22 protein-coding genes and 1 pseudogene are annotated in these 25,778 nt (G+C 68.8%); 16 read left to right on the plus strand and 7 right to left on the minus strand.

The genetic code is table 11. The features are described 5' to 3' along the window. Positions 1-9: 9 nt before the first annotated feature. Both ACFPIH_RS34070 and ACFPIH_RS34075 read right to left on the minus strand, forming a co-directional pair. Entirely contained in the window at positions 10-1,197 is a 1,188-nt protein-coding gene (locus ACFPIH_RS34070) for a CaiB/BaiF CoA transferase family protein (RefSeq protein ID WP_381166997.1), read from the minus strand. A gap of 59 nt (positions 1,198-1,256) precedes the next feature. Further along, positions 1,257-2,678, minus strand: a complete 1,422-nt coding sequence (locus tag ACFPIH_RS34075) for an aldehyde dehydrogenase family protein (protein ID WP_381166999.1) — start codon at positions 2,676-2,678, stop codon at positions 1,257-1,259. Positions 2,679-2,973: 295 nt separating this feature from the next. Between ACFPIH_RS34075 and ACFPIH_RS34080 the strand changes: the two genes are divergently transcribed. The 5 genes from ACFPIH_RS34080 to ACFPIH_RS34100 all read left to right on the plus strand — a co-directional run bounded on the left by ACFPIH_RS34080 (position 2,974) and on the right by ACFPIH_RS34100 (position 8,202). Then, positions 2,974-3,900, plus strand: coding sequence for an NAD(P)-dependent oxidoreductase (locus ACFPIH_RS34080; RefSeq protein WP_381167001.1), 927 nt, complete (start codon positions 2,974-2,976; stop codon positions 3,898-3,900). A gap of 63 nt (positions 3,901-3,963) precedes the next feature. Next, positions 3,964-4,341 (plus strand): carboxymuconolactone decarboxylase family protein, encoded by a 378-nt coding sequence (locus ACFPIH_RS34085; RefSeq protein ID WP_381167003.1) that lies wholly within the window; start codon positions 3,964-3,966, stop codon positions 4,339-4,341. Positions 4,342-4,533: 192 nt separating this feature from the next. Then, on the plus strand, positions 4,534-5,811 hold the full coding sequence (locus tag ACFPIH_RS34090; protein WP_381167005.1) for an MFS transporter: 1,278 nt from the start codon (positions 4,534-4,536) through the stop codon (positions 5,809-5,811). A gap of 241 nt (positions 5,812-6,052) precedes the next feature. Beyond that, complete coding sequence (locus tag ACFPIH_RS34095) at positions 6,053-6,811, plus strand: alpha/beta fold hydrolase (RefSeq protein ID WP_381167007.1); 759 nt, start codon at positions 6,053-6,055, stop codon at positions 6,809-6,811. Then, positions 6,796-8,202 carry an MmgE/PrpD family protein gene (locus ACFPIH_RS34100; protein ID WP_381167009.1) on the plus strand — a complete coding sequence of 469 codons (1,407 nt, stop codon included), beginning with the start codon at positions 6,796-6,798 and terminating at the stop codon, positions 8,200-8,202. The genes ACFPIH_RS34095 and ACFPIH_RS34100 overlap by 16 nt, the downstream gene beginning before the upstream one ends. Here ACFPIH_RS34100 and ACFPIH_RS34105 read toward each other — a convergent pair. Continuing rightward, positions 8,156-9,004 (minus strand): oxidoreductase, encoded by an 849-nt coding sequence (locus tag ACFPIH_RS34105; RefSeq protein ID WP_381167011.1) that lies wholly within the window; start codon positions 9,002-9,004, stop codon positions 8,156-8,158. The two genes, ACFPIH_RS34100 and ACFPIH_RS34105, sit on opposite strands and share 47 nt — an antisense overlap. Before the next feature lie 27 nt (positions 9,005-9,031). Then, positions 9,032-9,919, minus strand: a complete 888-nt coding sequence (locus ACFPIH_RS34110; protein WP_381167013.1) for an aldo/keto reductase — start codon at positions 9,917-9,919, stop codon at positions 9,032-9,034. Positions 9,920-10,289: 370 nt separating this feature from the next. Between ACFPIH_RS34110 and ACFPIH_RS34115 the strand changes: the two genes are divergently transcribed. Together ACFPIH_RS34115 and ACFPIH_RS34120 are read left to right on the plus strand one after the other, a co-directional pair. After that, complete coding sequence (locus ACFPIH_RS34115) at positions 10,290-11,081, plus strand: helix-turn-helix transcriptional regulator (protein WP_381167015.1); 792 nt, start codon at positions 10,290-10,292, stop codon at positions 11,079-11,081. A gap of 292 nt (positions 11,082-11,373) precedes the next feature. Further along, entirely contained in the window at positions 11,374-13,905 is a 2,532-nt protein-coding gene (locus ACFPIH_RS34120; protein WP_381167017.1) for an amidase, read from the plus strand. A 103-nt stretch (positions 13,906-14,008) separates the two neighbouring features. Here ACFPIH_RS34120 and ACFPIH_RS34125 read toward each other — a convergent pair whose 3' ends face one another. Further along, a complete protein-coding gene (locus ACFPIH_RS34125) occupies positions 14,009-14,920 on the minus strand; it encodes a helix-turn-helix transcriptional regulator (protein WP_381167019.1) in 912 nt (303 codons plus the stop codon). Positions 14,921-15,081: 161 nt separating this feature from the next. Here ACFPIH_RS34125 and ACFPIH_RS34130 point away from each other — a divergent pair, with 161 nt between their 5' ends. From ACFPIH_RS34130 to ACFPIH_RS34140, 3 genes are read left to right on the plus strand one after another with little or no spacing between them, the layout of a single operon-like run. Continuing rightward, positions 15,082-16,530, plus strand: coding sequence for an MFS transporter (locus tag ACFPIH_RS34130; RefSeq protein ID WP_381167021.1), 1,449 nt, complete (start codon positions 15,082-15,084; stop codon positions 16,528-16,530). A gap of 43 nt (positions 16,531-16,573) precedes the next feature. Further along, positions 16,574-17,425: an aldo/keto reductase gene (locus tag ACFPIH_RS34135; RefSeq protein WP_381167023.1), complete on the plus strand. Its 852-nt coding sequence runs from the start codon at positions 16,574-16,576 to the stop codon at positions 17,423-17,425. Between the two features lie 44 nt (positions 17,426-17,469). Beyond that, complete coding sequence (locus ACFPIH_RS34140) at positions 17,470-18,456, plus strand: aldo/keto reductase (RefSeq protein ID WP_381167025.1); 987 nt, start codon at positions 17,470-17,472, stop codon at positions 18,454-18,456. 363 nt (positions 18,457-18,819) lie between these two features. Here the strand turns inward: ACFPIH_RS34140 and ACFPIH_RS34145 are convergent, their stop codons facing one another. After that, the gene (locus ACFPIH_RS34145; protein WP_381167541.1) at positions 18,820-19,179 is read right to left on the minus strand and encodes a hypothetical protein; all 360 of its coding nucleotides are present in this window, start codon (positions 19,177-19,179) and stop codon (positions 18,820-18,822) included. Positions 19,180-19,537: 358 nt separating this feature from the next. On the opposite strand from ACFPIH_RS34145, the gene ACFPIH_RS34150 reads away from it, so the two are divergent. The 4 genes from ACFPIH_RS34150 to ACFPIH_RS34165 all read left to right on the plus strand — a co-directional run bounded on the left by ACFPIH_RS34150 (position 19,538) and on the right by ACFPIH_RS34165 (position 24,226). After that, positions 19,538-20,491, plus strand: coding sequence for an FAD:protein FMN transferase (locus ACFPIH_RS34150; protein WP_381167027.1), 954 nt, complete (start codon positions 19,538-19,540; stop codon positions 20,489-20,491). A gap of 60 nt (positions 20,492-20,551) precedes the next feature. After that, positions 20,552-21,007: a hypothetical protein gene (locus tag ACFPIH_RS34155; protein WP_381167029.1), complete on the plus strand. Its 456-nt coding sequence runs from the start codon at positions 20,552-20,554 to the stop codon at positions 21,005-21,007. Between the two features lie 66 nt (positions 21,008-21,073). After that, entirely contained in the window at positions 21,074-22,447 is a 1,374-nt protein-coding gene (locus ACFPIH_RS34160) for a metallophosphoesterase (RefSeq protein WP_381167031.1), read from the plus strand. A gap of 573 nt (positions 22,448-23,020) precedes the next feature. Then, positions 23,021-24,226, plus strand: a complete 1,206-nt coding sequence (locus ACFPIH_RS34165) for an aldo/keto reductase (protein ID WP_381167033.1) — start codon at positions 23,021-23,023, stop codon at positions 24,224-24,226. 143 nt (positions 24,227-24,369) lie between these two features. Here the strand turns inward: ACFPIH_RS34165 and ACFPIH_RS34170 are convergent, their stop codons facing one another. Beyond that, positions 24,370-24,534: a hypothetical protein gene (locus ACFPIH_RS34170; RefSeq protein WP_381167035.1), complete on the minus strand. Its 165-nt coding sequence runs from the start codon at positions 24,532-24,534 to the stop codon at positions 24,370-24,372. Between the two features lie 25 nt (positions 24,535-24,559). On the opposite strand from ACFPIH_RS34170, the pseudogene ACFPIH_RS34175 reads away from it, so the two are divergent. Next, positions 24,560-24,811 (plus strand): annotated as a pseudogene (locus ACFPIH_RS34175) (MFS transporter); the annotation flags it as partial. A 215-nt stretch (positions 24,812-25,026) separates the two neighbouring features. Beyond that, the gene (locus tag ACFPIH_RS34180; RefSeq protein ID WP_381167037.1) at positions 25,027-25,773 is read left to right on the plus strand and encodes a maleylpyruvate isomerase family mycothiol-dependent enzyme; all 747 of its coding nucleotides are present in this window, start codon (positions 25,027-25,029) and stop codon (positions 25,771-25,773) included. Positions 25,774-25,778 lie beyond the last annotated feature (5 nt).

Below are 25,778 nucleotides of genomic sequence, written 5' to 3' on the forward strand. Positions count from 1 at the left end.
CGCGGCCGCTCAGATGACGCCGGCATCGCGCAGCTCGGCGATCTCGTCGGGCGTCATGCCCAGGTCATGCGCGAGGACCGACTCCGTGTGTTCTCCCAGAGCCCCGGAGCGGGTCGGCTCGACCATCGGCGAGTCGGAGAGGAACAGCGGGCTGCCCAGGGTGGTGAAGGTGCCCTGGTCGTCGGCGACCGTGCGCAGGACGCCTCGCGCGTGCACATGAGGGTCGTCCAGGAGCTCCGGCAGGGTGACGACCGGCGCGCAGGGAATGTTCGCCGCCTTCAGCGTCCGGGCCAGGTCGTCCTTGGACCGGGTGTGCGTCCAGCGGGTCACGATGGCGTCGACCTCGTCCATGTGCGCACAGCGGCTCTTCATGTCCACGAAGCCGGGTCCCTCGGTTGCCGGATCCTTCATCAGTTCGCAGAGCCTGCGCCAGTGGCCGTCGGTCGGGCACAGCACGGTGATCCATCCGTCGCTCGCCTCATAGGCGTTGTACGGCGCGACCGCCATGCCGCCGTGCCGGTTGCCGGTGCGCTCGGGGTTCGCGCCCTCGCTGTTGATGAGACCGGCGATGTTCGACGTCAGCGACGGGATGATCGCGTCCTGAAGGGAGACCTCGACGTGCTGGCCGCGCCCGGTGCGTGTGCGCTGGTACAGCGCCGCAAGGACACCGGCGACCAGGTGGGTGCCCGCCATGAAGTCGACCACCGACGGGCCGGTGCGGATCGGCGGGCCGTCCCCGAAGCCGGTGGTGCTCATGACCGCGGTCCGTGCCTGGACCGTCAGATCCATGGCGGGCTCTCCCGCGTAGGGGCCGAACGAGCCGAAGCCGGTCCCGGAAGCCATGATCAGGCGCGGGTTGAGGGCGCTGAGCTGTTCGTAGCCCAGGCCGAAGCGGTCCATCGCCCCGGGTGAGAGGTTCTGGACGACCACATCGGCGTTCCGTGCCAGCTCTCGCAGCACCTCCTGACCGGCGGGGTTCTTCAGGTCCAGCCGGATGGTCCGCTTGCCGGAGTTGAGGAATCGGAACTGGACCGAGGTGCCGTCCTTGTCCACGGCCGGCAGCCGGCGATAGGGGTCCCCCTCGGGGGCTTCGACCTTGATGACGTCCGCGCCGAGGCGGGCCATCAGCATCGAGCAGTACGGGGCGAAGTAGAACTGTCCGACACAGATCACCTTCACGCCCTCAAGGGCAGTCATCCACGGCCTCCGTCATCGATGTCATCGATCCGTTGGTGCGCCTCCGCGTGTCTGCGCGGTCAGCCGATGGACTGGTACTCAAGGAATTCCTCGATGCCGAAGCGGCCGTTCTCCCGGCCGATGCCGGACAGCTTGAAACCGCCGTGCGGGGCACGCGCGTTGACCGGTGAGCCGTTGAGACGGACACGGCCGGTGCGCAGCCGCAGCGCCACCTCGCGGGCCCGGTCGGTGGTGGCGGCCCAGACACCCCCGGCGAGGCCGTACGGCGAGTCGTTGGCGATGGCGATCGCCTCCTCCTCGGTGTCGAAGGGGAGGATGGTGACGACGGGGCCGAAGATCTCCTCGCGGGCGACGCGGAGGTCCGGTGTGCCCGTGAGGACGGTCGGCTTGACGAAGTAGCCCTTGTCCAGGCCTTCCGGCTGTTCGCCGCCGCCCGCGATCAGGCGGGCCCCCTCGTCGATGCCGGCCTGGATCAGCGCGCGCACGCGGTCCCGCTGTGCCCGGGAAACCACCGGACCGAGTGTGGTCTCGGCGGCGAACGGGTCACCGAGGACGTATCGGGCCACCCTCGCCGCGGCGATCTCCTCCGCCTGTGCCAGGCGTGAGCGGGGCACCAGCATGCGCGTGAGGCCGCCGCACACCTGACCGCTGTTGCGGAAGGCGTCCTCGATGCCCGCGGTGACCGCGCGCTCCAGGTCCGCCTCCGGAAGGTCCTCGAGGATCAGGTTGGCGGACTTGCCGCCGAGTTCCAGTGCCACGCGCTTGACCGACGCCGAGGCCAGTTCCATGACCCTGCTGCCGGCCCGGGGGGACCCGGTCAGCGACACCATGTCGACCTTCGGGTGCGAGACGACGGCCTCCCCGATCTCGGGGCCGTTGCCGGAGACGAGGTTGAACACACCCTTGGGCAGGCCCGCTTCGAGCGTCGCCTCGGCGAAGAAGTAGGAACTCATCGGCGCGATCTCAGTGCCCTTCAGGACCACCGTGCACCCCGCCGCCACGGCGGCGCCGACCTTCATGGCGATCATCAGCAGCGGGACGTTCCACGGGGTGATGGCCCCGACCACGCCCACCGGAGCCCGGTGCACCAGCGTGTCACCGACCTGGACATCCCAGTCGACGTCCTTGAGAGCGTCCGCCGTGTTGCGCAGGTGCCGCACGGTGGAGAGGGTCTGGTGCCCGGTCGCGATGGACAGCGGCTCACCGATCTCCGTGACGATCGCCCGAGTGATCTCGTCGGCGCGGTGCTCGACGATGTCGGCCAGGTTGTTCAGCACCTCGGCCCGCTGACCGTGCGAGGACCGCGACCACTCCTCGAAGGCGGTCGCGGCAGCCGAGGCGGCACGGTCGACGTCCTGGGCGTCTCCGCGGGGGATCGCGGCGATGACCTCCTCCGTCACGGGGTTCTCGACCTCGATGACTCCGGCCCCCGCCGACGGCACCCACACGCCGTTGATCAGCACCTCACGGCGTTCGATCACGTCAACCTCCAAGGTGGCACGGTGCGCACCGTGTTCGTATTTACGAACTTCAGTACGCATTTACATTCGTGAGACTAGGAACGGCCGCCGGTGATGTCAATGGCGCGACCGGTGTTACAGCCACGAAAAAAGCCCTGCGCACGAGCGTTGACACACCTGGCGCCGGACCCTACCGTCGATCGCACATACGGTCTCGAGTTCCCATATACGAACTATCCCTCCCCCACTCTCAAAGCACGGCCGTGTCGGCCACCGGCCCGCCGAGATCTCGTCCGTCGACGAAAAGGACAGGTTCATGAAGGTTGGCTTTATCGGGCTCGGTGCCATGGGCACCGGGATGGCGCTCAATCTGCGCAAGGCGGACTACGACCTCGTCGTCCACGATCTCCGCCGAGAGGGAGCGAAGCCGCTGGAGGAAGCAGGAGCCACTTGGGCGGAAACGGCCGCCGAGCTGGGGCGCGTCGCGGACGTGGTCTTCACGTCCTTGCCCGGCCCGAAGGAGATGCAGGAGGTCGGTCTGGGCGAACACGGGCTGCTGAGCGCGATGCGGCCCGGAACCGCCTGGTTCGACCTGACCACCAACTCCCCAGGCGTCGTGCGGGAGGCACACGCCGTCTGCCGTGGGAAGGGCGTCGACCTCTTCGACGCCCCTGTCAGCGGCGGGCCCAAGGGGGCGAGTTCGGGCAAGCTCGCGATCTACGTGGGAGGCGACCGCGACGCCTTCGACCGGCACGGCAAGGTCCTTCAGGCCATCGGCGACCAGGTCATGTACGTCGGAGAGATCGGCGCCGGCAACACCGCCAAGCTGGTCCACAACTGCGCGAGTCTCACCATCCGAACGGCGATCGCCGAAGTGTTCACGCTGGGTGTGAAGGCCGGTGTCGAGCCCACGGCCCTCTGGCACGCGATGCGCCAGGGAGCGATCGGACGCTCCCGCACCTTCGACCGCGTCGGCGACCGGTATCTGCGGTCCGCGTACGACCCGCCGTCCTTCGCCCTGGTCCTCGCGGACAAGGATTTCCGGCTCGCCCTGGAGCTGGCGGAGCAGCTCGACGTACCGATGAAGTGCGCCGAAGCGGCCTACGAGGACGTCCAGGACGCCCTGGCCCGCGGCTGGGGCCGGCGCGACTCGCAGTCACCCATGCACCTGCAGAACGAACGTGCCGGCGTCACCGTCGAGCTCACCGCCGAACAGGTCCAGGAAACCCTCGACCGCGGCTGACGAACCGAGCCGACCAGAGGCATCCCCCACCCCAATTCCCGTCCGTACACGAGGAGATCAGTCTTGGACGCCAGTGAGAGTGGTCGGCGCATCCTGAGCGAGCTCATGGGGCCCGACTACGTCGAGAAGAAGGACAGGAACCGCAACTCCTTCAACGAGGCCATCCAGCAGTACTCGGAAGAAGTCTGCTTCGGCCGGATCTGGGCCCGGGACGGCATCGACCGCAAGCAGCGCAGCATCATCAACATCGCCATGCTCACCGCGCTCAACCGCCCGGCTCAGCTGAGCCATCACATCGAGGGCGCCCTCACCAACGGCTGCACGGTCGACGAACTGAAGGAGATCCTCCTCCAGACGGCCGTCTACTGCGGACTGCCCGCCGCCGGCGAGGCCTTCCGGGTCGCGGAAGAGGTCCTGCGCACCCGCGGACTCCTGGACTGACGCTCACTCAGAGCATGCGCGGCGCAATACCGCACCCTGTCGACGGACCGGTTTCCCCCGGCCGTCGGCCCCACCGACGCCGCGACGAAGCCGCGTCGACAACAGGGAGATGCAATGACGCACTCACCGGAACAGACGATTCCACCCGTCGGAGCACCCGGCCCGACCGCCGGAGCGGCGAATCCTCCCGGGATGAAACGAGTCGCGACGGCCAGCTTCATCGGCACCGTGATCGAGTTCTACGACTTCGGCATCTACGGCACAGCAGCCGCCCTCGTCTTCCCTCAAGTGTTCTTCCCGGCCCTGGGTGAGGCCGCGGGCACCGTGGCCTCGTTCGCGACCTACGGCGTCGCCTTCGTGGCCCGCCCCTTCGGCAGCATCCTGTTCGGGCACTTCGGCGACCGCCTGGGACGCAAGAAGTCCCTGATCGCGACCATGCTGCTCATGGGCCTTGCCACGATCCTCGTCGGCTGTATGCCCACCGCCAACCAGATCGGAGTGGCCGCTCCCATTCTGATCGTGGTGCTGCGCATCCTGCAGGGGCTGGCCGCGGGCGGCGAGTTCGCCGGCGCCGTCCTCTTCTCCTCCGAGCACGCCCCCAAGGGCAAACGCGGGTTCTGGTCGATGTTCGCCAACTTCGGCGGAGGCGGCGCCATCACGCTCGCCAACCTCACGTTCTTCCTGACCACGCTGTTCATGAGCGGCGACACGTTCACGAGTTGGGGCTGGCGGATCCCGTTCCTCGCCAGCTTCCTGCTGGTCATCGTCGGCCTCTGGATCCGGTTGCGCATCGACGAAACCCCGGTGTTCAAGAAGAACCTCGAGCAAGCCGGTACCTCCCGGATCCCGTTCATAGAGGCGTTCAAGCACCAGCCGCTCCAGGTGCTGCTCGCCGCGGGCACAGTGCTGGTCGGCTTCACACTGACCTACGCCGGCGGAACCTACCTGGTCAGCTACGGCACGGCGGTACTCGAACTGCCACGCACCTTCGTGCTCGGCATGGCAATGGTGGGTGGCCTGGCGATCTCCGCCGGAGTGGTGCTCGGCGCGGTCCTCTCCGACCGCATCGGACGGCGCTGGGTCATCGTCGGCGCGGCCTCCGTGGCCGTCGTATGGGCACTGGCCCTGTTCCCCATCCTCGACCACGGCACCCGTGCGGGCTTCGCTGTCGGGCTCCCCGTGACGATGTTCATCTCCGGGGTCGCCACCGGGCCACAGGGCGCGTTCCTCGCCGAGCTCTTCCACACCCGCTACCGCTACACCGCGGCCGGCCTCAGCTACAGCCTGGCCGGCATGCTGGGCGGCGGAGTTCCGCCCTTGATCGCGGCATCCGTCATCGACTCCTTCGGCGGCTTCGCCTTCGGCTGCATCCTGGCCGGCTTCTGCCTCGTGAGCGTGATCTGCGTGCTTGTCGTCGGCGAGACACGAGAGCTCGACCTCGAACGAGCCACGGCTGAAACCGCGTCCTGATCTCCTCAAGCGGCGGAGGCCGTACGAACTCCGACCGCGGTGGAGGCCGTACGAAGTCCGGCCGCCCCCCGTCGTCGTGCAGGGTGACTCCCTCGACCAGGACGCCGACGCCCGCTACCGCGGGCCCGGCGTGCGGGTTCCGCCGGCCGACGTCCCTCTGCGCCACGACCTCACCGGTGCGCCACGCCCGTCGTCCTCGGCGGTTCCTACGTCCCACGGACAGACATGGAGGTGACCTGCCATGCCGGCAGCACCGATCCCGGCACGTTCACCCTTCGTGCTCCTGCACGGCGGCCGTCACGGCGGCTGGTGCTGGAAGCACGTCGCCGCCGCGCTGCGGCAGGAAGGTCACCTGGTGTACACGCCCACCCTGACGGGCCTGGGCGAGCGAGCCCACCTGTTGAGTCCGAGCATCGGCCTGGACACCCACGTTCAGGACCTCGTCGCGGTATTCGAGTTCGAGGACATCCAGGACGCCGTCCTCGTGGCCCACAGCTACGGCGGCATGGTCGCGTCCGGAGCGATGGAACGGATCGCCGACCGGGTACGCAGTCTCGTCCTCTTCGACGCGCACCTCCCCCGGACCGGGGAGTCGCACGGCGACATGGTCGGCCCCGCCCGCGCCGCCAAACACGTCGAGATGGCGGAGAACGGCGGCCAAGGCTGGTACATCCCGCCCTCCGACGCCTCCTGGTACGGCGTCACCGATCCGGAGCACGCCGCATGGGTCAACAGCCACACCACGTCACAGCCGTTGAAGACCTACCAGGACCCGGTGGGGAACACCGACCGCGCCTGGAGCCACCCGGGCATGTTCATCGAATGCGTCCCGTCGACCCTGGAACCGCACGCCCTGGACAGGGTGCGAAAACGGCACGCCGACGATCCCGAATTCCAGTACCGCGTCCTCCACGCAACTCACGACGCCATGGTCACGGCACCCGAGGCAGTGACGAAGCTGCTCCTCGAGGCGGTGGACACATCATGTCCGAATCGATGACTCTCTCCCTCGCCCGGTACGCGGCCTCCACCTCGCTGGAGCGGATTCCCGAGGAGGTACGCGAACGCGCGAAGCAGGTGATCCTGGACGAGCTGGCCAGTGCCCACTTCGGCAGGGAGCAGCCGGCCGGCACGCTCGCGGCGCAGTACGTCGCCGGGCTGGGCGGCCTTCCGGAGGCACGGGTACTGGGCACTTCCCTGCGTGTCTCCGCGCCCCTCGCCGCTCTCGCGAACGGGACGGCGGGGCACGCGGACGAGATCGATGGTGCGCATGTCGTCGGCGGTCACCCCGGCGCGACCCTGGTCCACGCGGCGGTCGCCATGGCCGAGCGGCAGAGCGCGACCGGCGCGGAACTGCTCAACGCCGTGGTTCTGGGCTACGACATCGGCGTACGGCTCATCGAGGCGTGCGGCGGATTGTTCGGCGTCAAGGAACGGCACCACCTCAACGCGGACTTCCTGCACGCCGTCGCCGCCGCGGTGGCGAGCAGCCGGCTCATGGGACTCGCCGCCGAGCGGTACTGCCACGCGATGGCGCTGGCCACGTTCCAGGCGAGCGGGCTGGTCGCCCTGTTCCAGGAGAAGCGGCACATCAGCAAGGCGTTCTGCAACGGCCAGTACGCGATGGCGGGCGTCAGTGCCGCGCTGATGGCGGCCACCGGGTTCGAGGGGTGCGACGACATCCTGGGGGACCCGCACGGCCTGCTCGACGCCTGGGGAGCGGAGGGCGCCTCCGAGGTCGTCACGCGCGGTCTGGGCAGGGACTTCGCCGTGACGGGAGCGAACTTCAAGTTCGTACGGGCCGGTTACCCGATCCACGCTCCCGTGGAAGCGGCCCTGTCGCTCGTCGCTCGCCACGCCATCGGCACCGGGACGATCTCCGCGGTGGAGGTGGGAATGCCGGCCCGCGCCCTGCGCGTAGTGGACGACCGGAGAATGCGCAACATCTGCCTACAGGACATGCTCGCCGTCGCTCTGCTGCGGGGAGGACTGAAGCTGAGCGAGACACCCTTCCCCACCGTGCTCGACGACCCCGCCTTCGCCCCGCTGCGGGCCCGGATCACCCTGGTCGTGAATCCCCTCCTGGAAGCCCAGGCCCCACATGGCCGCGGCGCCCTCGTCACCATCAGGACCCAGGACGGCAGGACCGTCTCCGAACGCGTCGACCACCCGCGCGGCCACAGCGCACGGGGCGGCGTCACCTGGGACGAACTCACCGCCAAATGGCATGAGGCGTCCCCCGAACAGGACGTGGACTCCTGGATCGCCGGCGCCCGCAGGCTCGACGATCTCGAGCACGTGGGACAGCTCTCCAACCTGTTCACCAACAGCCGTAGTGCTGCACTCATTCGGGGAAGTCGGTGCCGAAGCTCGTCTCCTTCCATGCCTTGATTTCCTCGGTCTGAGCCTGCAGTTCGTCCCCGACGATCCGCACGGCGTCACTGCCCAGCAACAGCCGGAACGGGGCTTCGTCGGCGTCCACGGCCCCGATGACGGCCTGGGCGGCACGGGCGGGGTCCCCGGGCTGGCGGCCGTGGGTGGTGTCGTTCTCCTTGCGTCGGAGGCCGGCGGTGCCGTCGTAGTCCGCGATGACGGTGCTCGACTGCTGGAGCGAGCGCCCCGCGAAGTCCGTGCGGAAGGCTCCGGGCTCGACCAGGACCACCTTGATCCCGAGCGGTGCCAGCTCCTTGCGCAGCGCGTCGGACAGGCCCCCGAGGGCGAACTTGGTGGCCGAGTAGTAGCCGGAGCCGGGCATGGCCAGCCGGCCGCCGATGGAAGAGACGTTGACGATCGCTCCGCTGCGACGCTCCCGCATGCCCGGCAGCACCGCCTTGATCAGGCCGACCGGACCGAAGAAGTTGGTCGCGAACAGCTCCGCGACATCCTCCTCCGCGCCCTCTTCGACGGCGGCGCGATAGCCGTGCCCCGCGTTGTTGACCAGCACGTCCACACCGCCGAATCGGTCCTCGGCAGCCGAGACGGCCTCGGCGACCTGCGTGGTGTCGGACACGTCGAGCGGGAGCGCGAGGGCGGTATGCGGGTACAGCGCCGGAAGATCCTTCACCGATGAGACGTTCCGGGCGGTGACGACGGCGTTCCAGCCCCGTTCGAGTACCGCGTGTGCGAGAGCGCGGCCGAGACCGGTCGAGCATCCTGTGATCAGCCAAGTGGGCATGGTGATGCGCGCTTTCATCAGGTCGGGAGGGTGCGGAGCTGACCGTCAGCGGGTGCCGAAGGTGTCCAGCTTGATGACCTCGGGGTCGGGACCGCTGCGCAGCCCGGTGTCGAGGGCGTCGATGTCGGCCACCTCGTCGGGCGTGAGCGTGAAGTCGAAGACGTCGAAGTTCTCCGCGATGCGGTGCGCCTTGACGGACTTGGGGATCGCGCACACGCCGTGTTCGAGGTGCCAGCGCAGGACGACCTGGGCCGCCGTCTTGCCGTACTTCTCTGCCGGCGCGGTGACGACCGGCTCCTCCAGGACGCTGCGCCCACCGTTGGGCGCCTGGGCCCGGTAGCGGGTGATTCCGCCGATCGGCGACCAGGCCTGCGTGGCGATTCCGAACTTCTCGTGCACCTCACGGAGTTCGCCCTGGACGAAGTAGGGGTGCAGTTCGACCTGGTTGACCGCCGGGACGATGTCGGTCTGCTCCATGAGGGTGCGCAGGAGCCCCGGTGTGTGGTTGGAGACGCCGATCGCCCGGACGCGGCCGTCGGCCAGCAGCTTCTCGACGGCCTTGTAGGCTGCGAACCAGGGTTCGGGCTCCAGCGGCGCCGGCTGGTGCAGGAGATACAGGTCGAGGGATTCCAGGCCGAGCTTGGCCAGGCTGGTGTCGAAGGCGCGCAGCGCCGAGTCGTAGCCGTAGTCCGACAACCACAGCTTGGTGGTGACGAAGACATCGGCGCGGTCGACCCCGGAGCGGCGAAGGCCCTCGCCGACCTCCTTCTCGTTGCCGTAGGAGGCCGCGGTGTCGATCAGGCGGTAGCCGTCCCGGAGTGCGGCCTCGACCGCTGCGGTGGTCTCGTCCGGAGGGCTCTGGAAGACGCCGAGCCCCAGGGCGGGCATCTCGACGCCGTTGTTCAGCTTGAGGAGTGGCGTTGCGGCGGTCATGAGGAACCTCCTTGCGTGGTGAGGGTGTTCAGGGGACGACGAGGACCGGGTGTCGTCGTACGCATGAACTCTGCCTGCTTCCTGTCAGCGCTTGTGGTGGTGTTCCACGTCGGTGGCGGTGCGGGCTCGGGAGGGGTGTTCGGTTGCGGCTTTCGCCCTCGATGATGTCCTTGGACCGCATGCCCACGCTCACGGCGTTCGGCCACCCGGCGTACAGGACTGTCAGGGCCGGGATCCCGACACCGGCGACGCTCCCTCGCACACACGTCACGTGCCAGACCGCGCTGTGCCAGGGAACCGCGTTCAGGGGCATGACAGGGCCCCCCACATGCTCTACCGGCAGGTCACCCGCACCCGCACACTCGACGGCATGACACGTGAGCAGCCCGTCGGCGGGGGCACCGAGCTGGGCGGCTTCCTGCGCGCCCGTCGGGCCCGGATCACCCCCGCCGAGGCAGGGCTCACAGCCGGCCCGGGACCGCGCCGCACGCCGGGGCTGCGCCGGGAGGAGCTGGCCACCCTCGCCGGCATCAGCATCGACTACTACAGCCGCCTGGAACGCGGCAAGGAAACCCGGCCCAGCCCGTCCGTCGTCGACGCCCTGGCCCGGGCTCTGCGCCTGGAGCAGGACGAACACGAGCACCTGCGCGGCCTGGCCGCCCTCGCCGCCCGTACCGCGCCGCAACCTCCGACGCCGCCCAGCCGGACCATCCGGCCGGGCGTGAAGCTGTTGCTGGAGAGCCTGCGGCCGAATCCCGCGCATGTGGTCAGCCGTACCAACGACCTGCTCGCGGCCAACCCGAGCGGGCTGAGGCTGCTGGCCGGCATGGAGGAGTGGCCGGTCAGGCAGCGCAACATCGCCCGCTACGTCTTCCTCCACCCCACCGCGCGCACCCTCTTCCACGACTGGGCCACCCAGGTCCGCGGCTGCGTCGCCCGCCTGCGCGCCCTGACCGGCACCGACCCCGACGTCGGCGACCTCACGCTCGGCTACCAGTCCATGGAACTGGAGGGCACCCCCGGCCACCGGCTCATCACGTACTACGCCGAACCAGGAACCCCCGAACACGACGTCCTCGTCCTCCTCGACATCCTCGGCTCGCGGCCGACGCCGCAGGAACCGATCTCTTCCGAGGACGAAGCCACGTCATCCTCCACCTGAGCCGCGCACAGCACTCCCCGCGGACGACGGGAGGTGCGAAGAAGCGCCGCAGCCAGTGAGCCTTTTCCAACCGCCGGCCGACGCGGGAGATTGGAAAGGGCTCACTACGCATGAAATGCCATCGCCATTCAGTTACTGTTCCCCGGCTACTACGGGTTGAATTCTGGGCGTTCCGTTCGACCGTTAACATGACTGGAATCTTTCAGAAATTTCACGGGTAGGCCCTCTTCATAGCCTGACGCCGAACCTTCCGGAAGTCGCCCATCGTGCACTGATCGAAGAGGACCGCATCTTGCGCAAAAGAGGAAAATTACAAGGCCGACGTCGTTGGCCGAGGCGAACACTGGCGTCAACCGTCGTCGCTACTTCGGCGATTACACTGGTCGTGACCATTGGTGTTCCAAGTGCCTTGGCATACAACTCGGTGCAGGTCGCTTCCGGCGACAGCTGGAATGTCAATGATGCAGCCGCTCCGGGTGTCGACACCGGCAGCATCAGGAGCACGACGTCGAATGCAGTAATGGGTTATGGCGGCATCCGCATGGATGTGGCGAAATCCAGGAGTCCACTCAACGAGATTCTTCTCCGCGGCTTCGGAACAACATATGACGGGCGTAACACATTCACCAGCGCCCATCCCGTCAAGCTTGACGGGATCGCGGTCCAGCGCAAGCTGGTGATCAATTCCGGTAAAAGCTACGGAAGGTTCTTCGACACCTTCACGAACACGACGCGGCAACGGCAGTCGGTCGACGTCGCCTTCGGTGGCCAGTTGGGGTACAACACAGGGTCCAACCAGAGTGCGATCGCTGCAACGTCAACGGGTGACCAGAGGATCTCCCGCGCGGATGCGTGGGCGGAGTGGTACACGCCGACAGCCGGCTCCGGTTCGGCCAGCTTCAATGGGCCGTCGGCGACAACAATCGGCACTCCGGGGTACGCCAAAAGCTTGAGCCGTGTGGGGAACTTCCTGCGGGACCCCTTCAAGAATCCCCTGCCGACAACAGGCGACGAGGCGAATCACCCGGCTTTCATCAACCGGCTGGAGCTCGCACCGGGACAGAGTCTCTCCCTCCTTCACTTCGTAGTGACGGGACTGTCCGAAAATCGCGCTCTCAATAGTGGAGCAGCGGTCCCTGCGGCAGGTTCACAGGTGAGCGACGTCGGCGCCACGGCCTCCAGCCTGACCCGATCTCCGAACCTGGCCGGACTGTCCACGGCGGAAATCTGCTCGTTGGTGAACTACGACGTTCCCGCACTGACCGCTCCTGGCTTCAACGCGTCAGATTGCAGGATCCTGCGAGACAAACCGCTCAAGGGTGCGGGGCGTGGCGCGGTCACCCTCCCGGTGGTGAAGACGAGTTCCAAGTATGACGTGATCGGCAAGACGATCACACAGTTGCTCGCGGACATGAAAACGGGTAGGGCAACCTCCAGGGAAATCACCCGCGCCTACCTCGACCGGATAGCCGCGTACGATCAGGGTCCCTTCGGGCTGCACTCGGTCATAGCCGTCGCCTCCAACGCCATGGACCAGGCAAGAGCCGCTGACATAGCTCGAGCCCGCGGGGACAAGCGGCCACTCCTTGGCATTCCCATCCTGGTGAAGGACATCATCGACACCAGGGACATGCCGACGACGGGCGGCTCGCTTGTCTTTGACGGTTACCGTCCGAAGGAAGACGCCTGGCAGGTCGCCAGACTTCGCCAGGCCGGCGCGATCATTCTCGGCAAGGCCAACCTCTCCGAATTCGCGAACAGCGGCTACTACAGCGAGAGCGCATACGGTCAGGTGTGGAACGCCTTCGACCCATCACGCAGTTCGATCGGGTCAAGCGGTGGTTCCGCCGTGGCCGTCGCGTCGAGCTTTGCCGCTGCCGCGATGGGTACCCAGACGGGCGACTCCCTGTGGGGCCCGTCGGGTGCCGCCAGCCTCGTGTCGCTTCGCGGCACGGACGGCATGGAGAGCAGTCAAGGCACGATGCCACTGACTGTTGTTCAGGACTACGTGGGATTCATCTCCCGCACTGTTCAGGACGAGGCGCTCCTACTCAATGCGGCAGCTCTTGGAAACCCGAACGACCCGCTCGACGACGTCGCGGACGGTCACCGCCCGAAGAACTGGACGACCTACCTCAGGGCCGACGCGCTCAAGGGCAAGGTGATCGGCGTTCCGGATTCCGCGTTCAACGACCCATTCGGTACCACCGAGACCAGCGACGCACTCAGGGCGGAGTTCGCACACTTCCGCCAAGCGGGTGCGACCATCAAGACGATCAGCAACCCTCCCCCGGCTCCGCCGCGCACGTACACAGGAGACACGAACTACGAGGGGTGGCGGGAATGGATCGCCGACCACCCCGACAATCCGTACTCGGATCCGCTCCAGATCATGAGGAGTCCGCTGCGCCTGCCGTACAACCGAAGCACTGGCCCGTACACCGGCTCAGGTCCGATGTCCGCCCAGGACATCGCGAACATGCAGGCTTGGCGCGCCGGCTACCGGCAGTCTCTGGGGACCTGGATGGATCAGCAGGGAGTTGACGCTGTCCTGTATCCGACCGAGCTCAGCGACATTCACCTCAACGACTCGACCGGCAACAGCTTTGGCCGTCTCGACCCGCAGTCGTCGGCCTCGGGCGTTCCGACAGTCATCTTCCCCGCAGGTGTCAACAAACACCATCAGCCGGTGGGTCTCCAGCTCCAGGGCAGGGCGTTCCAAGACCCCGAACTCATGGGCATGGCGTATGCCTTCGAGTTGTTTGCACACGGGCATGTTGAGCCGACCGTTACGCCTCGGCTTGCGTACGATCCCCGCTCGTGAGCTGACCTCCAACTGACGGAAAGGAACGGCGCCACCCTTTCGTGGGTGGCGCCGTCTCTTCCTGTCATGGATGTTTTCGATGGATAAGCTCAGTGGGTCTCGGTCAGGACTGTGCGCGCCGTTGTTGTCCGGCGTTCGCTTCGGGATGCACGGCCGCGTCGGGTGCGGTCTGGTCGAGCAGGAGCATGGCGTCGTGGTCGGGGGTGCCGGGTTCGGCGGTGTAGACGCCGAGGCGCTGTCCGGGGGCGTCTTCGAGGTGCAGGCTCTGGCCGCTGAGGGTGAGGACGCCGACCTCGGGGTGGTGGAAGGTCTTCTGGGTCTTCTTGCGGCCGACGACGTCGTAGCGCTCCCACAGCTTGGCGAAGTCCGGGCTCTTGAGAAGGAGTTCACCCACGAGTCCGGCGAGGTCGGGGGCGTCCGGGTCGGTGCCGGCCACCGCGCGGAGCCGGGCGACGCAGCCGCGGACCAGGTACTCCCAGTCGTCAGGGAAAAGGGTGCGCGCGGCGGGGTGCAGGAAGACGTAGCGAGCGAGGTTGCGCTGAGTAGCGGGCCAGTCGGCGAGGCCCGCGTACAGGGCGAGGCCACCGGGGTTCCAGGCGAGCAGGTCCATGCTGCGGCCGATGACGTAGGCCGGGCTCGGCCGCAAGGTCTCCAGGAGCAGCTTCAGGTGCGGGGGCACGGCGCGGCTGGGCGGCGGAGGTTCGGCAGCGTACCGGGCGGCCTGGGCGGCGAGGTCGCGCAGGTGCTGGTGCTCGGCGTCGTCGAGGCGCAGGGCGCGGGCGAGGGCGTCGAGGACAGAGGGACTGGGACGGGTCTCCTTGCCGCGCTCCAGGCGGATGTAATAGTCGATGCTGATGCCGGCCAGCGTGGCCAGTTCCTCGCGGCGCAGGCCGGGGGTGCGGCGCAGTCCGGTGCCCGCGGTGAGGCCGACCTGGTCGGGGCTGGTCCGGGTGCGACGCGCGCGCAGGTACCGGCCCAGTTCCATGTCGGCGCTGCTGCTCTGCTCGGCTGCCATAAGCCCAGTGTCACCCCGTCCTGACCTGCGTGGCAGGCAGGTGGGGGGCCCTGTCGCACCCCTGAACATCAGTCCCTGGCACATCCCGGCCTGCCACCGGGGCGGAAAAAGCACGAAGCTCGTCTTCTGTCCCACCCGCTCCCGGCTCAGGAGATCGTTCCTTGTCCCCGTCCGCCTCGCCCGCCCAGCTCCGGGTCGGCACACCTGCTCCGCCGCCGCAGAGCACCTCCGGCACACGCGCGGCGCTGGCTGCCGTGCTTCTCGGCTTCTTCACGATCATGGTCGACGCGATGATCGTGAACGTGGCCCTGCCCTCGATCGGGCGCGGTTTCGGCAGCGGGATGACCGGGCTGCAGTGGGTGGTCGACGGCTACACCCTCGCCTTCGCCGCGTTCCTGTTGTCCGCGGGCGCGGTCAGTGACCGTATCGGGGCCCGGCAGGCGTTCGCCTGTGGCCTGGGTCTGTTCGTGGCGGCGTCCGCGGTCTGCGCGATGGCACCGAACCTGGGCGTGCTGATTGCGGCGCGGCTGGTCCAGGGAGCCGGCGCCGCGCTCGTCGTTCCGTCCTCCCTCGCCCTGCTGCGCGAGACCTTCCCCGACCCGGCGGCCCGAGCGAAGGCCATTGCCCTGTGGGGCGTGGGCGGCTCCGTCGGCGCGGCTGCCGGGCCCGTGGCGGGCGGCCTGCTCACCCTCCTCGACTGGCGGATGATCTTCTTCGTCAATCTGCCCGTCGGCGCGGTGGCCCTGGTTCTCCTCAAGCGCTCCCGACGCTCCCCGCGTCAGGACGTGCCGTTCGACTGGACCGGCCAGGTGGCCGCCGTCGCCGCCATGGGTGCGCTGACGTACGCGGTCATCGAGGCCGGCGCCGACGGCTTCGGCACCGCGCGGGTACTGGTCGCGTTCGTCGTGGCGGTCGTGGCGGCCGTCGTCTACGTGGTCGCGCAGGCCCGTGGGCGGCATCCGATGACGCCGCTGCCGCTGCTGCGCTCCCGCACGATGTCGCTCGCGGTCGCCATCGGGTTCGCCCTGAACGTCGGCTTCTACGGGATGATCTTCCTGCTGGGGCTGTACCTCCAGCAGGTGCACGGGCTCAGTGCCCTCGCCACCGGTATGACCTTCCTGCCGATGACCGTCCTGACCTCCTTCATGGGTCCCGTCGCCGCCCGCCTCGCGACACGGTTCGGTGCCCGGATGCCGGTGGTCACCGGCCAGTGCCTGATTTCCGCAGGTCTGCTGGCGATGGTGGCCCTCCCTGCCACCGCCCCGGTGTGGCTGACCGTGGTGTTGATGGTGCCGGTCGGCTCCGGCGGCGCGATGGCCGTGACCGCGCTGACGGCGCTGCTGCTGGAGAAGGTGCCCGCCGAGCGGGCCGGCGTCGCCAGTGGTGTGCTGAACGCGGCCCGTCAGCTCGGTGGCGCCCTGGCTGTCGCGGTCTTCGGCGCGCTGGTCGCGGACCGGACCGGATTCGTCACCGGTCTCCACACCAGCCTGCTGATCTCCGCAGCGATCGTGGCGGTGAGCATCGTGGCCACCGTGCTCCTGCGTACTCCCAGCCCTCGTCGGATCCCGGCCACCGCCACCGACGCGGGCCCACGCCCGGTCGGTCGCTGACCGGTCACCTCCCTGGCCTCCGTTCCGTACAGAAGGAAATCCCATGCAGACCGTCACCCTCAACAACGGCGTCGAGATGCCGATCCTCGGCTTCGGCGTGTTCCAGATCCCGGCGGAGGAGACCGAGCAGGCCGTCACCGACGCCCTGGCCGCCGGCTACCGGCTGCTCGACACGGCCGCGTCGTACGGCAACGAGGAGGCCGTCGGCCTCGCGATCAAGAACAGCGGTATCCCTCGCGAGGAGCTGTTCATCACCACCAAGCTGTATGTCCAGGACGCGCCCGCCGAGGAGAACACCAAGCGCGCCTTCGAGACCTCACTCAGCAAGCTCGGCCTGGACCACCTCGACCTCTACCTGATGCACCAGCCCTACGGGGACGTCTACGGCCAGTGGCGCGCCATGGAGGAGCTCCACCGCGCGGGCCGCGTCAAGGCGATCGGTGTCGCCAACTTCTACCCCGACCGGCTCCTCGACCTCGTCATCAACAACGAGGTCACACCCGCGGTCAACCAGATCGAGACCCACCCGTTCTTCCAGCGCGCCGACTACCAGGAGCTGATGCGCGAGCACGGGGTGCAGATCCAGTCGTGGGGCGGGTTCGCCGAGGGCAAGAACGACCTCTTCACCAACCCGGTCCTGAGCGAGATCGGTGAGAAGCACGGCAAGTCCGTGGCACAGGTCGTGCTCCGCTGGCTGACCCAGCGCGGCGTCGTCGCGATCCCCAAGTCGGTCCGTGCCGACCGTATGGCCGAGAACCTCGACATCTTCGACTTCCAGCTCACCGACGACCAGATGGCGGCCGTCGCGACCCTGGAAACCGGCGGCTCACTGTTCTTCGACCACCACGACCCGGCCATCGTCACATGGCTCAGCGCGCGGCGCCTGGACGCCTGAGCCGACTGGACACATCCGCACCACACGTCATAGGGAGAAGAGCTGTGAACACCCGCACACTCGGCAGCAGCGGACCGGACGTCTCCGCCATCGGACTGGGCTGCATGGGCCTCAGCCACGGCTACGGCACGGCAGTCGACAACCAGGACGGCATCGCCCTCATCCGCGCCGCCGTCGACCAGGGCGTCACCTTCTTCGACACCGCCCAGGTGTACGGCCCGTTCACCAATGAGGAACTCGTCGGGCAGGCCCTGGCACCCGTGCGCGACGGGGTCGTCATCGCCACCAAGTTCGGCTTCTCCTACGACGGCTCCCGCTCCACCGGCCTCGACAGCCGTCCGGAGCACATCCGAGCGACCGTGGAGGACTCCCTGCGCCGACTGGGTGTCGACAGCATCGACCTGCTCTACCAGCACCGCGTCGACCCCAACGTGCCGATCGAAGACGTCGCCGGCGCGGTGAAGGGACTCATCGAGGCGGGCAAGGTCAAGCACTTCGGCCTGTCCGAGGCCGGGGTGGACATCATCCGCCGCGCCCACGCCGTACAGCCGGTCACCGCGCTGCAGAGCGAGTACTCCCTGTGGTGGCGCGAGCCCGAGGAGCGGATCCTGCCCACGCTCCTCGAACTCGGCATCGGGTTCGTCCCGTTCAGCCCGCTCGGCAAGGGCTTCCTGACCGGTTCGATCACCAGCTCCACGTCGTTCAACGACTCCGACCTGCGAAGCAGCCTCCCGCGGTTCACCGAGAAGGCCCGCGAAGCCAATCAGGCCCTCGTCGACCTGCTGGGGACCGTCGCCGCACGCAAGGGCACCACCACCGCGCAGATCGCGCTGGCCTGGCTACTGGCCCAGCACCCCTGGATCGTGCCGATCCCCGGCACCACGAAGATCCACCGTCTGCACGAGAACAACGGTGCTGCCGATGTCCCGCTCACTCCGGAGGACCTGGCGGAGATCACCGAGGCGGCCGACCGGGTCGACGTCAGCGTGGATCGCTACCCCGAACACATGCAGCGTTGGATCAACCGCTGAAGCCGCCCGCCGGGCAGCCGACGGCGGCCAGGGACGCCAACGATCTTCAGTCGGCCGACCCGCCGCGCCGGGGCGACGCACGTTCCTTCGCTGCGCGCCACTTCTGGGTACGACGGGTTCTCGGGGTCTTCGACGCGGGCCGGATCATCAGCCCGGAACTCGCCGACAGCCAGGCCATCGGCGCGGCCCTGCTGGAGCACACGGTCACCGACCACCACGACGGCCGGGACGACATGGCCGACCCCAAAATCGTCGCCCACACGCATCAGGCTCGGGCACACCCCTTCTTCTCAAACATGAACGGTCGGCGGTCATGCGCCAGGATGACGGCGAATCCGGCGGCGTCGTCCCCAGGTTCCGCGCCTATGCCCGCTGCTCACCCGGGGTACTGCTCGGTGGGGGTCTCACCGCGAGCTCGATCCGCCTGGTCGAGGAGGACCCCGGCGTCGTAGGCCCCGGGGTGCCTTCGATCAGCAGGGACTGGTAGCGGAGGGTGGGAACGCCGACCTCAGGATGCCGCAGGACCTTGTGCCCCTGGGCGAACGCATTCACGTCGTAGCACTCCCAGAGCATCATCACCTCCCAGTCGGGGAAGAGCTCGCGGGCCAAGGGGTGGAGGAAGACGTACCTCGCGACGTTGGTGCGGCTGAACACCCGGGCCGGGAAGGGCCGCAGACGCTCCAGCAGCAACTCGGTACCCGGGTCCACGGAGCGGCTGGGCATGCCCTGGTTCGGAGACTGCCCGCGAGCGGCACGCAGACAGAGGTCGTGCAGGTGCTTGTGCTCGGTTTCCCCGAGGCGCAACGCCCGTGCCAGGGCGTCGAGCACAGCCGGGCTGCGATGGATCTCCCGGCCTGCACACGCCGTGCCTCACTGTGCCAGGGAACGACGTTCAGGGGTGTGACAGGGCCCCCCTCACACCTGTCCCACTGGTCAAGGAAGTGCAAAGATCCATGTCAGGCTGGCCACCAGGGATCTCCGCCCGCCGTCGGCGTCTGATAGCGCCCAAGCACACAGTCGTGTGTGCGACAAGCCGCTCACAACACCCCAGGGAGATCGTCAACAACAGGAAGCAGCAGCGGTGAGCCAGGTGAAGCCAGGTACGAAGGAACCGTCGACTCCGGCCGTCCTGGGCAAGCCGGAGGCCGACGGCAGCCGGTTCGACTTCGATGCCATCGGCACCCGTTGGCAGATCGAGACCGCCGAACCTCTGAGCCGGGACCTGCGCTCGCGCATCCTCCACCGGATCGAACGGTTCGACACCACGTACTCCCGCTTCCGTCCGGACTCACTGGTGACCAGGATCGCCGCCGCTCCCGACGGTGGCCGGTTCGAATTCCCCGAGGACTCACTCGCCCTGTTCGCTCTCTACGACCGCCTCCACGCGGCCACCGACGGCGCCGTGGACCCGCTCGTCGGCCGGGAGTTGGAGCTCCTGGGCTACGACTCGACGTACTCCCTCACGCCCGCGCCCGACGAGGTGCGGGCCGCTGAACGCGCCCGGGGGCGGGTGACCTGGGCCGGGGACATCAGTCGGGACGGCAGGACGGTCGTCACAGAGCGGCCGTTGGTGATCGACGTCGGGGCCGTCGGGAAGGGCTACCTGGTCGACCTCCTCTCGGCGATACTCCGCGAGGCCGGTCACACCGACTTCGTCGTCGACGGAAGCGGCGACCTGCGCCATGTGGGCGAGCGGGCCATCCGCGTCGGCCTTGAGCACCCGTTCGATCCGCGGCGGGTGATCGGTGTAGCCCACCTGCGGGCGCAGGCACTGTGCGCGTCCGGGACCAGCCGGCGCGCTTGGGGCGACGGGCTGCACCACGTGCTCGACGCCAGGACGGGCATCCCCGTCAGCGAGGTGGTCGCCACCTGGGTCATGGCCGACGAGACCGCACTCGCCGACGGGCTGGCGACGGCGCTCTTCTTCACCGAGGCACGTCGGCTCGCTGAGTTCTTCGAGTTCACCTACGTGCGGATGCGCTCCGACCGACAGGCCGAGTTCTCACCGGATTTCATGGGCGAGCTCTTCACCTGAGAGCAGGCAACCCGGATCCCGCAAGGAAGCTCCACAGAGAAGCAGAGAAGCAGAGAAGACATGTCAGCCTTGAGCAAGAAGATCACGACGACCCTGGTGGGAGTCTCCGTCACCGCCGCGATGGCCGGCTGTGCGGACACGGGCACGGACAAGGACAGCGCGAGCGCGCCGTCCGCCTCGAACATCACCAGCGCCGCACCATCCCGATCCCCCTCGAATCGCGGCCCGTACGAGGACGGCGAGTACACCGTGGACGGCGAGTACGGAACTCGCGGCTCGAGTATCGGGGTGGCCATCACGCTCGAAGACGACGCGATCACCGCTGTCGAAGTCACCCCTCACGCGACGGACGAGACCTCGCTCGCGTTGCAGAGGCGCTTTGCCGAAGCGGTCCCGGCGCTGGTGGTCGGCAAGGACATCGACGACGTGAATCTCGACCGGGTGGCGGGGAACAGCCACACGCCCGCCGGATTCGACGACGCGCTCGAAAAGATCAAGGCCGAAGCCTCCGGGTGAAGCGCTCTGACACCCCGAAGGGCTCAGGAGCCCGCGAACATCTCATAGGAAGGGCTGCGCAAGGTCGTGGTCGTCATATTCGTATTCGTCAGTGCCGTCGTGCTGGCGCTGTTCGGCGCACTCCACTGGTACGTGTGGCGCCGTCTCGTCAGGGACACAACCGCCAAGGGTTCGCTCCTCCGGAGAGCAGGAAGTGTCGCCTTCGTGGCCGGGCCCCTGCTGTCGGTGGGTGCCATGACGGCAGAGGGCGAAAGCGTCCCCTTCCTTGTGCAGCGGATCCTGGCCTGGCCCGGGTACCTGTGGATGGCCCTGTTCCTGTACCTGCTGCTCGGGTTGCTGGCCGGTGAGGCCGTCCGGCCTCTGCTACGGCGGTGGCTCGCGCGTCGGGACGCCGGGGCGAACGCGCGGCAGGGCACTCCGCCGGCGGCACGGTCCACGGAAGCGCAAGCAAGTGACTCCGGCCCGGAAGAACTCGTTTGGGCCGGCGAGCCGCTGTCCGCAACGGTGCATCGCGGCGATTCCGATGCCGCACGAGGCACCGCCGGGTCCGTTGCCGTACAGGATCCCCCGCCCGCGCCGGAGCCCACGCCGCCGGCCGGCACCGCCCCCACCGGCCCGTCACGCCGCCTCTTCGTCTCCCGTGTCGTGGGCGGCACCACGGCAGCCGTCGCCGTCGGAACCGTCGGCCACGGCACGTACGGTGTGCTGCGCGGGCCGAAGGTGAAGCGCCTCACGGTTCCGCTGGCCAAACTGCCCCGCAGCGCGCACGGGTTCCGGATCGCTGTGGTCAGCGACATCCACATCGGTCCCATCCTGGGCCGTGGCTTCGCCCAGCGGGTCGTCGACACCATCAACGCGACCCAGCCCGACCTGATCGCGGTCGTCGGCGACCTGGTGGACGGCAGCGTCGAGAACCTGACCCCATCCGTCGAACCGCTTGCCCGACTCCGGGCACGGCACGGCACCTACTTCGTCACCGGCAACCACGAGTACATCTCCGGCGCCGAGCCGTGGATCGAGAAGGTACGGGAGCTGGGGCTGCGCCCCCTGGAGAACGCCCGCACCGAACTGCCCGGCTTCGACCTGGCCGGTGTCAACGACGTCCGGGGCGAAGAAGAGGGTCAGGGCCCCGACTTCGGCAAAGCCCTTGGCGACCGGGACCGTTCCCGGACCGCCGTCCTCCTCGCGCACCAACCGGTCGTCATCGACGACGCCGTCCGCCACGGCGTCGATCTCCAGCTCTCCGGCCACACCCACGGCGGCCAGCTCTGGCCCGGCAGCCTCCTCGCCGAACTGGCCAACCCCACCGTGGCCGGACTCGAACGCTACGGCGACACCCAGTTGTACGTGAGTCGCGGTGCCGGCGCCTGGGGCCCACCCGTCCGCGTGGGCGCACCGTCCGACATCACCGTCGTCGAACTCGCGTCAAGGCAGGCATAGTCCCGGGCCGACCGCGCGAGAACCAGCAGCAGACGGTGGCCCCTGTCGATCGTCAACGGCCTTGCGCCGCAATGCTGATGTGTTCTGGGGAGCCACAACGTCCTCTTTTCGCCAGGCCGTTGTTCTGTTCCGTGCCGACGAATCCTCCAGCGCGTCGCGGCGGAGCCCGGAGTGCGCGAGCCTCCGTACTGTCTCCATGCCAAGTCAGGCCGAGAGTGCTCTGTCCGAGAGTGAGGGGTACTGCCGTTGCCTGGCAGATCACGCCCTCCCACCCCGACGGGAACGCTGATTGACTCAGTCTCACCGCCCGGCGGCATCGGAGCCAGACGACGCCCGTCGCCGGACGAGCAGGGGCATTTTTCGGAGCCACGGACGTGGACCGATGCCGCAGGACGAAGTGCCCAGGTGTTCATCTCGAGCGCGGTCCGATTCGGCCGCTCGACAAGCACCGGCCCCGTGCCGCCCTTCCGGGCCAGGACCACAACCGGACCAAGGCAACGGGATCTGATTCTTCGTCACCGACGGTGACGCACCGCGGGTGCTCACAACCGACGACCATGAGGGATGTAATCCATGCACGAACAGGACAGCACGCCGAACGGCAGCTCGACAGACCGCGGCCGTCGCGGCTTCCTGGGCGCGGCCGCACTCGCAGCGACCTCGCTGGTCGCCGTGACGGGAGCCGCACCGTCACAGGCACACACAGCGTCGACCGCCACGGGCACCGGGGCCCCCGTCCGCGGTCGTCACCAGGTGACCGCGGCGATCACGCAGACCGGTCACCGCCGCCTCGGGTCCCTGAAGGTCTCCGGCATCGGCCTTGGCTGCCAGACCATGCCGGGCAACCTCTACGGCCCCGTCACCAGTCGCAAGGACATGGTCGCCCTCATCCGGACAGCGGTTGGCCAGGGTGTGACGTTCTTCGACACGGCCGAGGCGTACGGGCCCCTCGAGTCGGAGCGGATCGTCGGCGAGGCCCTCCGTCCCGTCCGCGACAAGGTGGTGATCGCGACCAAGTTCGGCTGGGACATCGACCCGGACACGGGCACCCGAGGCGGCCTGAACAGCCGCCCGGAGCACATTCGCCGAGCCGTCGACGGGATGCTGAAGCGCCTGCGGACGGACCACATCGACCTGCTCTACCAGCACCGCGTCGACCCCACCGTCCCGATCGAGGACGTCGCGGACACAGTGAAGAACCTCGTCGCCCAGGGCAAGGTGCTGCACTGGGGCCTGTCCGAGCCGGGGCTGCAGACCGTCCGCCGGGCCCACGCGGTCCTGCCGCTCACCGCGATCCAGAACGAGTACTCCACGCTGTGGCGCGGACCCGAGGAGCAGGTCCTGCCGCTCTGCGAGGAACTCGGCATCGGCTTCGTGTGCTGGGCACCTCTCGGCATGGGCTTCACGACCGGGACGATCAATCCGTACACCCGGTTCGCGCAGGGCGACTTCCGGGCCGCAGTGCCCCGCAACAGCCCGGACAACATGCCCGCCAACATGGCGCTGGTGCAACTGCTCCAGGACTGGGCCGTACGCAAGGGCGTCACGCCGGCCCAGATCGACCTCGCCTGGCTGCTGGCCCAGAAGCCGTGGATCGTGCCGATTCCCAGCACCTCCAGGCTGTCCCACCTTCTGGAGAACATCGGCGCGGAAGAAGTCAGGTTCAGCCGCGACGAACTCCAGGAGCTGAACGCCGCCGTCGCGCGCATCACCATCAGCGGTGCGCGGCTCATGCCGCCGGTCCTCGCGCAGACAGGCGTCGAAGCACCGCCCCGCTGACCGAATCACGCGGGCCCTCCACGTCCCGTTCCCGGCCGAACTCCGTTACACCGAACGGATGTTGCGGCCGGGCCCCGGCACCGGCCGGAGGGCAGTTCCGGACACGCGGTAGGGCCCCAGCTCACTGGGGTCCCTGCCGCTGTTCACGCATCCCGACGCCCGGCGGGCGTGCCGTACGCCGGGGGGGTGCGCAGAGGCATCCGCGCACCGGCCTCGACCAGGGCGTCCGTGCACTGCGCGTTGCGCAGGACGGTCCACGTCATCCCGGACTCCCGCAGTTCCTCCTCCGTGGCGCGGTGATCGCCCACGGCGAGCGAGGGATTGTCCGGGCCCCTGCTGGGCTACCTGGTCACGGGGCTCGGCCTGGCCAACCTGTTCCCGGTGGCCGTGGAGCGCGCCGGCACTCTCGCCGGTCCGACCGGAGTCGCCGTGGCCTCCACCCTCGGCTACGGCGGCATGCTCCTCGGGCCGCCCGCGATCGGCTTCATGGCGGAATGGCTCTCCCTGCCGACCGCCCTGACCAGCGTGGCCGTCCTGTCGGCGACGGCCGCGCTGATCGGCCTCGGCACGCACCGGGCGGCCTGAGCAGCGGACGGCGGCCGGAGGCGGGAGCCGGTGGCGGGAGCCGGTGGCGGGAGCCGGTGGCGGGAGCCAGCACCCGGCAGCCTCAGCCAGCACCCGGCAGACTGAGCCAGCGCCCAGCGCCCAGCGGCCGGAGGCAGCGCCCGGCGGCCCGGAGCCGGCGCCCGGCGGACGTTAATTTCCGGTCCCGGCCGCCCCGTCTCCGGCAGACTCACCCCATGGAGACAGCCGAGTTCATCAAGACCCTCGACCGCGACGGCGGCGCGCTGGCCGACGCGGCGGCCGACGCGGGCGTGGACGCCGACGTACCGACGTGTCCGCAGTGGAAGGTCCGGGACCTGCTGCGGCACACGGGGATGGTGCACCGCTGGGCGACCTCGTTCGTGGCCGACGGTCTGACCGCGTTCCGCCCCTGGGGCGCTCCGCCCGACCTCGACGGCGCCGAACTGCTCGACTGGTACCGCGCGGGGCACCGCCGACTCGTCGACACGCTGACCGCCGCCCCGCCCGACGTGACGTGCTGGCACTTCCTGCCCGCGCCCTCGCCACTGGAGTTCTGGGCCAGGCGGCAGGCGCACGAGACGGCCGTACACCGGGTGGACGCGGAGTCGGCGCGGGGCCTCGCCCCCGAGGAGATCGCCCGGGACATCCCGGCCGCCTTCGCGGCGGACGGCGTCGACGAGCTGCTGCGCGGCTTCCACGCCCGCGCCAAGAGCGAGGTACGCACGGAGCGGCCCCGGGTCCTGCGGGTCAGGGCGACGGACGCGGGCGAGGACGCCGTGTGGACCGTACGGCTGTCCCCGGAGCCACCCGCGGCGGAGCGCGGCGCGGACGGGGAGGCCGAGTGCGAGATCGCCGGGCCCGCCGCCGATCTCTACCTGTCACTGTGGAACCGGTCGGAGTTCCCCTCCGTCACCGGGGACACCGCGCTCGCTCAGCTGTGGCGGGAGAGGTCCGGCGTCTGAAGCCG

Origin of the sequence: Streptomyces vulcanius (assembly GCF_042653945.1) — a bacterium.
Classification (GTDB): Bacteria; Actinomycetota; Actinomycetes; order Streptomycetales; family Streptomycetaceae; genus Streptomyces; species Streptomyces mangrovi.